The 12,670-nt window shown below is 61.1% G+C and carries 9 protein-coding genes; 3 read left to right on the top strand and 6 right to left on the bottom strand.

The genetic code is table 11. The features are described 5' to 3' along the window. Nucleotides 1-211: 211 nt before the first annotated feature. Nucleotides 212-1,555 (bottom strand): TrpB-like pyridoxal phosphate-dependent enzyme, encoded by a 1,344-nt coding sequence (locus tag N902_RS0104855; protein WP_027370013.1) that lies wholly within the window; start codon nucleotides 1,553-1,555, stop codon nucleotides 212-214. A 512-nt stretch (nucleotides 1,556-2,067) separates the two neighbouring features. Between N902_RS0104855 and N902_RS16475 the strand changes: the two genes are divergently transcribed. Beyond that, nucleotides 2,068-3,009, top strand: coding sequence for a radical SAM protein (locus N902_RS16475; RefSeq protein WP_051564311.1), 942 nt, complete (start codon nucleotides 2,068-2,070; stop codon nucleotides 3,007-3,009). 2 nt (nucleotides 3,010-3,011) lie between these two features. Here the strand turns inward: N902_RS16475 and N902_RS0104845 are convergent, their stop codons facing one another. Beyond that, a complete protein-coding gene (locus N902_RS0104845) occupies nucleotides 3,012-3,596 on the bottom strand; it encodes a DUF1318 domain-containing protein (protein ID WP_244147371.1) in 585 nt (194 codons plus the stop codon). A 307-nt stretch (nucleotides 3,597-3,903) separates the two neighbouring features. Beyond that, nucleotides 3,904-6,120 (bottom strand): translocation/assembly module TamB domain-containing protein, encoded by a 2,217-nt coding sequence (locus N902_RS0104840; protein WP_027370011.1) that lies wholly within the window; start codon nucleotides 6,118-6,120, stop codon nucleotides 3,904-3,906. A 102-nt stretch (nucleotides 6,121-6,222) separates the two neighbouring features. On the opposite strand from N902_RS0104840, the gene N902_RS16470 reads away from it, so the two are divergent. Further along, the gene (locus tag N902_RS16470) at nucleotides 6,223-6,756 is read left to right on the top strand and encodes a hypothetical protein (RefSeq protein WP_051564309.1); all 534 of its coding nucleotides are present in this window, start codon (nucleotides 6,223-6,225) and stop codon (nucleotides 6,754-6,756) included. Between the two features lie 8 nt (nucleotides 6,757-6,764). Here the strand turns inward: N902_RS16470 and N902_RS0104830 are convergent, their stop codons facing one another. From N902_RS0104830 to N902_RS0104820, 3 genes are read right to left on the bottom strand one after another with little or no spacing between them, the layout of a single operon-like run. Continuing rightward, on the bottom strand, nucleotides 6,765-8,498 hold the full coding sequence (locus tag N902_RS0104830) for a GTPase (RefSeq protein ID WP_027370010.1): 1,734 nt from the start codon (nucleotides 8,496-8,498) through the stop codon (nucleotides 6,765-6,767). 19 nt (nucleotides 8,499-8,517) lie between these two features. After that, on the bottom strand, nucleotides 8,518-10,287 hold the full coding sequence (locus N902_RS0104825) for a GTPase (protein WP_027370009.1): 1,770 nt from the start codon (nucleotides 10,285-10,287) through the stop codon (nucleotides 8,518-8,520). A gap of 42 nt (nucleotides 10,288-10,329) precedes the next feature. Further along, nucleotides 10,330-11,910: a gamma-glutamyltransferase family protein gene (locus N902_RS0104820; protein WP_027370008.1), complete on the bottom strand. Its 1,581-nt coding sequence runs from the start codon at nucleotides 11,908-11,910 to the stop codon at nucleotides 10,330-10,332. A gap of 109 nt (nucleotides 11,911-12,019) precedes the next feature. Between N902_RS0104820 and N902_RS16465 the strand changes: the two genes are divergently transcribed. After that, nucleotides 12,020-12,649, top strand: a complete 630-nt coding sequence (locus tag N902_RS16465) for a TetR/AcrR family transcriptional regulator (protein WP_084287804.1) — start codon at nucleotides 12,020-12,022, stop codon at nucleotides 12,647-12,649. Nucleotides 12,650-12,670: the final 21 nt, after the last annotated feature.

The following is a 12,670-nucleotide window of genomic DNA, read 5'->3' as shown; positions in this document are numbered from 1 at the left end:
AGTTTGCCATCTCTTATAGATGCAATTCCACTTTTTGTGTCCAAGAGCCAGTTGTTTCCTTTTTTGCATCCTGCACTGAAGCTGCGCGGGAAATACATCCCCGCTTGCTTCATGCGCGAATCCCCGGCCCGCTTCGGCTGGCGCTTTGCCCCAGCCCGGGGCGCCAGCCGTTCTGCCCTTCCAGCTCCACCCCCCTGTGGGCATTTCGGGCTTATTCCCACTCCGGACAGGAAGTCAAGGCCTCATCAATAACCCCCTGGGGAAGCTCATAATCCTCAAGCCTGCCTTGGAAATATGCCTCATAGGACGCAAGATCCAGGAGCCCGTGTCCGGAATACAGAAAGACCATGCTTGAACCCGGCCTGGCCTTCTCCGCTGTTTCGATAGCCGCACGGATGGCGTGGGAGGTCTCCGGGGCAGGCAGGAAGCCTTCAGTATTCTGAAAAAGCCTGGCCGCCTCGAAGCATTCGTTCTGAAAATAGGCCCTGGGCTGGACCACCCCGGCGTCAACCAGATTGCACAGGACCGGGGCGTTTCCGTGATACCTGAGTCCGCCGGCATGGATGGGCGCCGGCATAAAGCTGTGCCCCAGGGTGTGCATCTTGATCAGGGGGGTCAGCCTGGCCATGTCCCCGAAATCATACCTGTAGGCCCCCCTGGTCAATGACGGGCAGGCCTTGGGTTCAGCGGCAATACAGGTAATATCCTCTCCTGCCAGCTTCAAGGGCAGAAAGGGCAGCATCAATCCGGCGAAGTTGCTCCCCCCGCCGACACAGCCGATGAGGTAATCAGGCTTTTCCCCCACTGCTTGCAGCTGCTGCCTGGTTTCCAGACCGATGATTGTTTGGTGCAAAAGCACGTGATTGAGCACACTGCCCAGGGTATACTTGGTTCCGAGGTTGGTGGCCGCATCTTCAACCGCCTCGGAAATGGCCAGCCCCAGGCTCCCCTTGCACTCCGGGTCCTGATCCAGCACAGCAGACCCGCTCTTGGTCCTGCGGGACGGAGAGGGGAAGATCTCGCCCCCGTAGGACTTGATGATGATCTGCCGGTAAGGCTTTTGTTCAAAGCTGATCCGGACCATATACACAGTGCAGTGCATATCCAGCATCCGGCAGGCAAAGGACAGAGCTGTTCCCCATTGGCCGGCCCCGGTTTCCGTGGACAGGCGGGTAATGCCTTCCGCCTTGTTGAAGTAGGCTTGGGGGACCGCTGTGTTCGGCTTATGCGAACCGGTGGGGGAAACCGATTCGTCCTTAAAGTAAATCCGGCAGGATGTCCCGATGGCCTTCTCCAGCCTGGCGGCCCGGATAAGAGGTGTCGGCCTCCACAGGCGATAGATGTCCTGGACCGGCTCAGGAATGGGGATCAAGGGCTCTGAGCTCAGCTCCTGCTCGATCAGCCCCCGGGGGAAAATGGCTTCCAGCTGTTGCGGGTCCAGAGCTTCCCCGGTCTGCGGATCCAGGGGCGGAGCCAGGGGAGTGGGCAAATCGGGCAGCGCGTTGTACCAATGGGTGGGCAGATCCGACTGGGGGAGCGTGATTCGCGTCTGCATGCGTCTCTCCTGTTCAGATTTCGTCCTCCTGTGGACAGTTGCAAACCAAAAAGGCCGCAGACGATTTGCGTCTGCGGCCTTTGAAGGAACCCTATGGCTGTTTCTGGCACTACAAGCGCACCCCCCTTCCTCGGCCGTTGGCGGCCAGCCGCCACGACCACGCTGTCCCGAAAGATGCGATGCAGGTGCACGTAATGTCCATATTTTTTTTGTAACCTGAAAAGGCCTGATGTGTCAATACACACGGCGCCAGTGCCCTAGGATGATAGGGCCCTTTACCTCTGTCCGCCGGAAGGTGTACATTGGATCGTCGACACAAGATATGGAGTCATGGTCATGCGCGTTTGCCGTATGTGTTTGTGGGCCAAGCTTTCGGCCCGGTATTTTCTAGGTCCCGCCCAAAGGCATACAACATATACGGCACACTTCAAAATTCCACAGTCAGGGTCAAAGAACCTGTACATTCATGTCCATAGCTTCCAGACAGAGCTGTAAACCCAAATGGAGTCTCCATGCACAAACACACCACTTTGTTCGGGCCCGTTCCCTCCCGGCGCTTCGGCCGCTCCCTGGGCATCGATCTGGTCCCGTTCAAGACCTGCACCCTGAACTGTCTGTTCTGTCAACTGGGCCGAACTCCGGCCACTACCATGCACAGAAAGGACTATGTCCCTGTGGACACGGTCCGTGCAGAGCTTGAGCAATGGATCGGGGCCGGGAACCGGGCGGATGTCCTCACCCTGTCTGGCTCCGGCGAACCAACCCTGCATGCCCATTTCGGCCGGGTCCTGGAGTACGTCGCCCAAAACACAGACATCCCGTCCCTGCTTCTGACCAACGCCACTCTGCTGCACCTGCCGGAGGTCCGCAGGGACGCAGCCCGGGCCTCAATGGTCAAAACCTCCCTCTGCGCCTGGGATCAGGCATCCTTTGCCCGCATCAACCGCCCCCATCCGGATCTCGACTTTGCAGGGTTCATCGGCGGCCAGCTCCGTTTCCGGGAAGAGTTCTCCGGTCAGCTTATCTTGGAGGTCTTCCTCCTGCACGGGATCAGTGACGCACAGTCCCAGCTCCGGAACCTGGCCGATATTGCCCGGCGGATAGCCCCGGACCGTATCCACTTGAACACGGTTGAACGCCCTCCGGCCGAGGACAGCGCCCGTCCCGTCCCCATGGACGTTCTCGCCCAGGCCCAGGACCTGTTCACCCCGTGCGCCGAGCTGGCCGTGTCCGGCATACGGCATGAGAGCCCCCACTTTGAGGCTAATGAAGAGGCCATACTGCAGACCATCAGCCGCCGCCCCTGCACCCTGGACGACCTGGCCTCCATCTTCGGCCTGCATCACAACGAGGTATCCAAGTATGTGACCAGTCTGGTGCACAAGGGCAAAGCCCAGTGGACCCACGGGGGATCGGATCAACCCTATGTGAGCCCTTCCGGGCATGGAGACTGACCCTACTTCCTGCTCCAGCTCCCATCGTCCTTTTGAATCCACCACCCGGCTGACGCCTTCTCCCGCCACTGACGGGCAAAGATCTCTTCCACCCGGGACACGTTGGATGGGTCCAGCTGCAGGGCAGCGGCAACCTCCCGGTACAGCTGGCGTCTGGCCTCATTGTCCTTGGCCACTGTCTTGCGCAGGGCGGCCACCTGGCCCAGATTCAGCTCCTGCGTGTTTCTGATCTCCAGGTATCCGTCCTTGTCAATGCCCACTGCTCCCTGCCGATAAAACGGCAGCAGCTTTTGGTGATTGTCGGCTATGGTCTGCTTCAGCCCCCGAATGGCCGCATTGCTCACTGAGGTCACTTCCTGGGCCCAGGCCGTGTCCGGTCCCAGCCAGGCCAGGAACCGCTGCAGGGCCGACTGGTCGCCGCCACCGCCTCCGGTCTCATTCCTGTCCTGGCCGTAGACATCATCCACAATCCTCTCCGCTGCCTTCTCCACCTCAGCCGCCGGAAAGTAAATGTTCACCGTCACGCACGCCCCCAGACCGAGAAGCAGGGCCAGCCCCACCATCCATCCCGAATGCATCCTGTTCATATAAACTCCTGGTTTTTATTGGTTCTTCGACGTTGATTGTGGATTTTTGGAGTTTGCCATCTCTTCTGTGTGCCCACTTTCGGCCCGGTATTTTCTAAGCCCCGCCAAAGGGGGATCCCTGCCCCCTCCCGGCTACTCACGTGCAGGTCACTGCTTTGTGTGTGACGAAAGCTTATCATACACGTGAGTGCCGGGTTTCCCCCTTTTGGCGGGACCAAGAAAATGTGCGGGCCTGCCGCTCACGGCACACAGAAGAGACGGCAAACTCTTATGGAGGCAATTCCACTTTCTGTGTCCAAGAACCGTTTTATTTTTCAGATTGGGCAAACACCCGTTCCAGCCGCTTGAGCATATCGGAAAAAGCGATCATATTGTTCGGATTGGTATTAATGACATTGATCCCGGTCAACCCGCGTTTGACAATGTATTCCACCCCGTCGTCGGCTATCAGGCCGCTCAAGGAAAACACGTCATTGGCCAGCACACAGGAAAGCCCGATCCGCTGATAGGGAAACTGCTCGAAAAAATTGGCATACAGCTTGATGCCCACACCGGATAGACCGCGGCCTGTCCCGATAATAGACAGCGAGTTAATCGCCTGCAGACTGATTCTTCGGGACACATCGGGGTCGTCCACGGACCGGGCCCGCAGGTGAAACCGCACCGGCTGTCCATAGGCGATCCCCAGGCGATCCACATCGATATCCATCCTTCCGGTGACCCGCCCCACCTCCAGGCTCTGACTCAGGGGTTCCAGATCCAGGCCGGAAACATGAATATTGCCGGTAACCATCCGGCTGGCACTCAAAGGGCGGATGACCCCCAACTCTTCAATCCGCAGGCTTCCATCGAAAACCGTCCCCCGGATTGTGCCCGTGGTGCGCACCTCCCGGGCGGAGGCGGCAAAGACCATACTGCCTTGCAGCTTGGCCGCGTCCTGAGGGACCGCCTTGAGCAGCTGTCCGGAACGAAGAGCAGCGATATGCAGCCTTCCACGTGCCCGCCATTGTCCCTTCCAGGGCAGATGCAGCCGGACATCGCGCAGCCGGACATCCGCCCCGGGGGCACACATTCCCGGCTCTCCATGGACCTCCAGCGTTTCACCCTGCACCCGGACCCTGGCCGGAGAAAGGTGCCATTTGCGATGGGCAACCCGTGTCCGGCCCGGACGGAGAACCCCCCAGGACTCGGGGCTGTCCCGGGCCGCCCTTCTTGGGGCCTCTCCAAACCGATAGGCCACCGGCAGATCGAAATCCCACCGGCTCAAGCGGATGTTCCCGTCCGGCCCGGCCAGCCCCATTTTGCTTCCCCGCAGCACCCCGTGCAGCACAGCTCCGTCTTTGGAACCCGTGAGGGCCCCAGTCCACTCCAGCCGGCCGAGCATCCGCCAGCCCTGAGGTACAATGCCCTGCACATGCCGGTTCAAACCGGCCAGGTACAGACTGCTGCGGTCAACCTGCACCTCCCAACCGGAGAGGTCCCGGCTCAGGGGGAGCCTGGCCTGTCCGTGCAGATCGAAAAATCGTCCTCCCTCAATCTGCAGGTCCCGGATGGCCGCCCTGCCCTGGGTGATCCTTCCTTTTGCCTGGATCGAGACCGGTGCCTGCCCCAGATCCACATAGCGAGCCCCCCAGAGGGCTTCACCCTGCTCAATATGCAAAGAGACTGCGCCCTGAAGAACGGAGGTCCAATCCAGACTGCCCTGCAGTCTCCCCTGCAGGCCGGCTGCCATGACTTCTTGGTCCAAAGCTTCCCCGCCCGCATTCTGAAACTCCAGAGAGCACTGGGCATGAACTCCCTCCCGGGTCTTGCTGGCCGTCAGCTCAAGATCCAGCGTACCGCGCGCATCCCCGCCGATGGGCACTGTCCAGCCTGCAAGCCGACTGACCTCGGCCAGGGCGGCCAGCTCAAGGCCGCGGGCTTTCGCCCTGACCCGCTGCTTGGCGTCCCCGGACCATTCACCGGCTATGGACAGAGACCCCGGATCCGGCATCTGTCCAGGGTCAGCCTTGAGTCCGGGCCACACAGAGGCCAGGGAGCCCAACAAGGGCCGCAGGCGGATATCAACCGCCCCGTTCCCCCCGGAAGGACCGTGCTCCAATCTCCCGCGGGCCAGGACTCGGGAACCGATGGACCATTGCATGCGGTCCAGAACAATTGTTGCGTTCTGTATATCCAGGTTCCCCCTGGCCTGGAGGTCGATGTCCGGCACAGGCCGCCATTCCTGGTCCAGGCGGACGCGGACGTCCCGCAACTGTCCGGAGAGCCTGGAGATACTTATATTTCGGCCCAGCAAGCGGACCTCCAGCTCCACCCTGGATTTGGCCCGGATCCACGGGGTCTGCACATTGCCGAGATCCAGAGCCAGGTTGAAGCCGTGGGATGTCTTTTCCTGATGGCGGGCCATGTCTGCCTCCGGCATGCGGGCATCCAGAATCGATGTCCAGGCCGGACCCAAAAGAACAAGGCAGTTCAGGAGGAAAAACAGCCAGAAAGCAGAAGCAGTCCCGGGCCAATGTTTCATGGATGATTTATTCCTTGCACTCAGCTTCCAAGGATTCTATGCTTATCGGCTTGGACCCAATTGAACATCACAGCAGTCTCGTCCCAGAAGGAAGGAATACGCATGGCTTCAGAAACGCATCAAGTTGGAGATATTGTTGAATCAACCTGCCGCAAATGCAACGATGTCACCGGTCACGCGGTCGTATCCATCGTCGAAGGACAGATAGCCAAAGTCGAGTGCCGGGGGTGCGGAAGCGTGCATAAGTACCGACCAGCGAAAAAGTCCGGTCAGTCCAAGTCCGCCGGGTCCTCTTCCCGCGCGGAAAAAGGCAAGAGCACGGCCTCCAAGGGGAAGAAAAGCCAGACAGCCAAGGAAAAAGAGGCCCAGCAGCTTGCAGAGCAGATCTATAAGGAGTGGCAGACCAAGACCCAAGGCAAGAACCAGGCCGAGGCCAAGACGTACCGGATGGACGGGGAGTTTACAGCCAACGAGCTCATTGACCACCCCAGTTTCGGGCTGGGCGTGGTCCAGCGCATAATCCCCCCGAACAAGATGGACGTCCTTTTTCAAGACAGCGAAAAGCGCCTGCGCTGCGCCGTGGCCTCCAAATCACCCGGGCGGCCTGAAAACAAGTCTGATTCCCATGCCGAATAATCAGCCTGCTATCGCCCGCTGTTCAAAATGGTCTCCAGGGCCTGCAGCTTATCGTCCAAGCTGGATTGCGCCTCCTCCAGCCGCCGGTTTGTTTCCTCCAGCTCGTCGTTCCACACCCGGCACAGCTCCGCGCAGACCTGTTCCCCCCGGATACGGGCCCAGTCTTTCCGCCGCTGCTCATGGGACCGGTAAAAGCGGATCCCTGCGCCGAGCATAAGCAATGCGAAGCTGAATAAAGCGGCCAGCCCCATGGGACTGAACAGGGATTCCAGGATCCCGAAGAGGACCTCGAGCCCGGCTCCAGGTCCCGGCTGCTCGAAAAGCCTCAGCCAGGCCTGCCTGCCGCCCAGCCCAAGCAGCAGGCACATGGTCAGCACCCCGTAGACCGCTCCCTGGCTGAAGGTCAGCCCCAATCCTCGAATCGGTCTCCGCCAGCTCAGGGCATTGTGGATCACCCCCTGCCATCCGGAGTTCACCCTGTCCCACATGCGGTCTGCATTCAGGATCTCGTCCACCACCGGACGGACATTTTCGGCCTGCTCTGTGCGCAAGACAGTGGTTAGCAGTTTGTTCCCCAGGTTTTCTATCCGGGGATACAGCCTGCGGAGCTCCTCCTCCTGATCCACCTGGAGGCTTCCGTCCTGCCGGCACTCCCCCTGCCGCCTCCATTCCCGGAGGGCCGCGCCCACCATCCTGGCCGGACCGAACAGCGGCTTCAGCCCCGGGCCCTGCTGGGCCAGAACCGGCTCCAGCCGATTGTGCACCCAGGATTCAAGGATGTTGGCTCCATCCCTGTCCCAGGCCGCGGCCTCGTTATCCACTTCTATGCGCAATCTGCGGATCAGGGCTGCACCCTGCTCCAGGGCGGCCCTTTCAGCGTGCAGCGGCTGGCACATGCCCCGCATTTCCTGTTCCAGGTTGGCGGCCTTGATGGCCGCAGTCTGTTTGGCCGACCGCCGGGTGAACAACGATTCCCGAAACATGCCCAGCTGATTCCATACCGAGTACGGCGGCTCTTCCACAGCCGAAACCATGAACAGCAGGGGACTCTCTCCGGTTGTTCCGGCATTTTTCCGGGCCAGAGTGGCGGCCACCTGACTGCGGAAGTGCTCACCCATCCGCTGCATCTGCTCCAGGCTCTCCTCGGCCCGGGCCCGATCCCACAGCCGGTCCACCTTGTTCAGCACAAAATAAAAATTGCCCGCAGCCTTGGAGGCTTGGCCCAAAACCTCATGCAGGCTGCGGTCGGCATATTTTTCCGGAGAGGCAACCCAGACCACAAGGTCGAGATGGGACATGAACTGCAGGACTGCTTCCCTGTTCTCTGTCCGCAGGCTGTCGAAATCCGGAAGGTCGCACAGAAGCATGCTGGCCACTGCATCTGCCTGATGCACGTATTCCCGCCACGGCGCAGGGCTCTGTTCCACGAACGGCGGCAGCTGGGCCTGGACATGGCGGTAGACCAGGACCTGGTGCGTGTGCGGACGCCTATGGCTGGTCCCGGCTACCTCCGCCCCGGCCAGGGCGTTCATCAGGCTTGACTTGCCCACCCCTGTTCCACCCAGGAAACCGGCGCACAAGAGCTGATCTTCCGCAGCCTGCAGCCGGTCTTCGAGCCCAGCCGCGGCCTGTTCCAGATCCCGCCTGTCTTCGGGTCCCAGGCTGACCAAGTCCTGTTCCCGGATAAAGCGCCGCACCCGGCTCAAATCGTTGTGCAGCTGCCGGTACAACCTGTTCTCCATCCCCGCTCCATCGCCTTTGTCATCTGTGCTCCGGGCCTGTGCTCAAGGCAGCCGTCGCGTCCTTTTCCGTCCATCCGGCCAGCTCCCGAACCGCTTCCAGGGCCGGTTCATCCGGACCGAGATCCCGCATTGCCTGGACATACCTGTCTTTTTGCTCCTGGACAATATCCGTGATCCCTTGTTCCAGTCTGTCCGAAAGCTCCCGGGTAATGCTGCGCAGCTCCTGATAGGCGAACAGCTCCACCGCTCCCTTGGTCACATACGGAGCGATAGCAGAATCGATGACCACTTCCACCAGACTCAGCCCCCCGCCGACAACGGTCTCAAAAGAAACGATCAGTGCGCCCCACAGAGCGGATGTGGAGTATATCCCCCAGGCCTTTCCCCGGGGAGCCTCCCTGGCCATACGTTCGAAACGGGCGTTGAGCCAGGAGGCCATCCTGTCCTGGACCGCCATGAACCTGGACTCCACGTCTTCCGGGGTCAAGGCCAGCTCGGGCCTGCGCAGGGCCCGGGCGGCGGGTGAACTCTGATTCTGCGGAACGCACCGTTTTAGAACCAGGGCATTGAAGGCATCGACGGCTTCCTGCACCGGCCTGGCGTCACCCTTGTTTTTGGCCTTGTCCAGGTCCTTCTGCCGCCCGCGGGAGGAGTCGCCGCTCAGACCCGCCAGGCGCAAAGGCAGGCGCAGACAGGTTCCGATGACCCGCCTGGGCCCGGCCAAAAAGTCGTACCTGCCGAAGACGTTTCGTATCTCCTCCTGCACAGTCCGGCGCTGCCCAGCCTGGAATCTGGCCTCTTCCCGCTGCAGGAGCCTGTGCACGCACTCCTCGAAGATCCCCTGCAGCCGTTCTTCCCAGGCGACGATCTCCCCCTTTTCGGCTGCAGCTATCTCCTGAACCCGTTCCAGATCAGCCTTCAGATGCGCCCAGACCCGGTGCTGTTCGGTCCGGCGCCGCTCTGTGCCCAGACCCGCGGCATACATCCGGCATACGGCAGCGGCAAACTCCTGGTGCGCCCCCCCGGCCTGCGCACCAGGTCCGGCCGGGATAAAGGGCAGGGCCACGCACAGCTCCCGGTCCAGCAAGGCCTGCTCCGGATCCAGGGCCTCGGTCACCTCCGCAAGCAGACCGGCCAGGTCCATTCCCCGGGGCGGATCGGCCTTATTGAGCACAAAATGCAGGTCAGTGCCCCAGCTCCGCAGGGAGAGCAGCATGCTGTACAAAACATCGTCGGCATACTTCTCCTGACTGGCCACAAAGATGACCACGTCGGCCATGCGCAGGATGTCCAGGGCAGATTCCCGGTGTTCTTCAACCAGGCTGTCCAGATCCGGCGTATCCGCCAGGACGATGGATTCAAGGGCCGGATCCCGATGAAGGGCCAGGGTCAGGCCCTGGCCTTCTCCGCTGCATCCGGTGCCGTCTTCGGTCTCCATCCGGCGGACGGGACCGAGGAATCCGGGCAGGCGGTGTTCGATCCCTGTTTGTTCATGGGCGTAGATCACCGCCCCGCGGGTCTTGGGCCGCTCCACTCCGGTCCGGCTGATCTGTCTGCCGCAGAAGGCATTGTACAAGGTGGATTTGCCCGTGCCGGTCCCGCCCACAAAAGCGATCCAGACCGCCGGGATCCGCAGCTTGGCAGCCAGAGTCTGGGCTTGTTTGGGGATCTGTTCGCACAGCTTTCGCAATTCCGGGCCTTCTGAGCTCAGCTCCGGAACCTTCAGACCGGCCCAGAACGCCGGATCCTTAAGCTGCAGTGAGCGGCGTATTTGTGATTCGCGTCCCACACGTGACTCGCTGTTTCCGCTTTCCAGGATCTGCCCTTGTGCTCAAAACCCGACCGCCTGTCCGTCTTTGCGCGGGTCAGATGCCGCGGCAAACCCGGACCCCTGGCAGTGGACGATCTGCCCTCCCCCGAAAAGAAATCCTGGCGGATCATGGACCAGTTCGTGGCCCATTGCTACCAGCTGCGGGCCGATGCTTCCGGCCAGACGGGGCTCCAGGGCCAGACTGCAGTCCGGGTTCACCTGCCAGCGCGGCGCGTCCAGGGCGGTCTGGGCATTCTGCCCCCACAGCTGCATACGCTGCAGGACCTGCACATGCCCCTGCGGCTGCATGTGGGCACCCATCACCCCAAAGCTGAGCAGCGGCCTGCCGTGGCTGGTCACAAACCCGGGGAGAATGGTGTGAAAGGGCCGCTTGCCTCCGGCCACGCAGTTGGGATGCTCCGGATCGAGGACAAACCCAGCTCCCCGGTTCTGCAGGCTGATTCCGGTCCCGCCGACCACCACCCCTGAGCCAAAGCCGGTGTAATTGGACTGGATCAGAGAAACCATCCGCCCTTGTTCGTCCGCAGCGGTGAGATAGACGGTCCCTCCGCTGGACGGGATATGGGAAACCGGCCTCGCCGCCCGGTGCGGGTCAATGCTCCGGGCAAGCTGGTCCAAAAATTCCGGGGCCAGGAAATCTTCAGCCGGCGTGGTCATGGCCCGGGGATCGGCCACATGGGCGTGGACCTGGGAAAAGGCGGCCTTCATGGCTTCCACCTGATAATGCACCGCCTGCGCCGAATCCGCTGCAAACCGGTCTACCTGCAGAATGTCCAGAATCCCCAGGGCAATGAGCGCGGCCAGTCCCTGCCCGTTGGGCGGCATCTCGTGCACCGTCCAATCCCGAACCCCGATCCCTATGGGCTCGGTCCAGACGGACTCGTGCTCGGCCAAGTCAGTCAGGGTCAGGGCACCGCCCTGTTCCCGAGCCTGACGGACCATGGCCTCGGCCAGCTCCCCCTGATACAAAGCCTGCCCCTGGGTCTCGGCCAACAGCTGCAATGAGCGGGCCTGATCCGGATTGGCGAACCGCTCTCCGGTTCTCGGAGGCCTCCCGCCGGGCAAAAACGCGTCCGCGAACTCCGGTCGGTGGGCGTGGAGGCGGGACACGGCGGCCCATTGCCCGGCTATCAGCGGAGAGACCAGGAAGCCGTCCCGGGCATAGCGGATCGCCGGCTCAAACAGGTCGGCAAAGGGCAGAGCTCCGTAGCGGGCTGAAAGATCGCTCCAGGCCCGAACCGCGCCAGGGACAGTCACCGCGTCCCAACCGGCAGTCGGCATGCTCCGCAGACCGGCAAACCGCTGAAGGTTCCAGGCCCGGGGGGACCGGCCGGAACCGTTGATGCCCTGCAGCCCTTGCCCGTCCCATATCAGGGCGAAGAGATCAGAGCCCAGACCGTTGCCGGTTGGCTCGACCACAGTCAGGGCAATGGCCGCGGCCAAGGCCGCGTCCAGGGCATTCCCTCCATGCCTGAGCATGTGCAATCCGGCCTGGGCGGCCAGGGGCTGGGAGGTAGCCAGCACATTGTCGGCCAGCACCGGCATGCGCTGTGACGGATAGGGAAAGGTCCAGAACGTCATACAAACCTCATGGTTCACATATACTTTGGGGCCATCTTGCTTGACAAAACGGGAAAAAACAACATACTCAGTAAGTGACCATTGGTCACAAAGTGAACAAGGATTCAAAATGGCCAGACGACAAAAGGAAAAAGCCCAACAGACCAAAGAGGAGCTCATGCAGTCGGCCGCGCGCATTTTCGAGCGCAAAGGCTTTGGAGCGGCCACCATCGCCGAGATAACCGACCATGCCGGATACGCCAAGGGCAGCTTCTACCGTTGCTGGAAAAGCAAGGACGAGATATTCCTGGACATCATGGAAGCCAGATTGCGGGAATACCGCACTTTGAGGCAGCAGAAGATGGACCGGGCCCAGAACCTGGACCAGATGCTCAATGTCCTGGTGGATTTTCTGGAGACCATTATTGACGACGAGAACTGGTCCAGGGTGTTCCTGGAGTTTACCATCCATGCCTTCGGGAACAAAGAGGTCAGGGAAAAGCTGAACCGGAGCAGCTACCGCCTGTCCACGGACCTGTTCTCCCAGATCCTGGCTCCGTTTATCCACGACAGCGCGGAGGCCCAAAAGCTTGGGGCCTTTGTCATTGCCCTCTTTGAAGGATTTCTCATCCAACAGTTTCTGGAGAGCAATGTCTTGAGCAAACAGGACCTCCGGCAGGCCATACTCTTTTTGGGGCACAAGTTCACCACCCCGTTCAGGGCTGTTCAGACCGATCAAAACCAAAATCCCTGTTCATGAATCAAACAACCGCAAGGAGAG

Source organism: Desulfovermiculus halophilus DSM 18834 (assembly GCF_000620765.1).
Classification (GTDB): Bacteria; Desulfobacterota; Desulfovibrionia; order Desulfovibrionales; family Desulfothermaceae; genus Desulfovermiculus; species Desulfovermiculus halophilus.
This window is presented reverse-complemented; position numbering and strand designations above follow the sequence as displayed.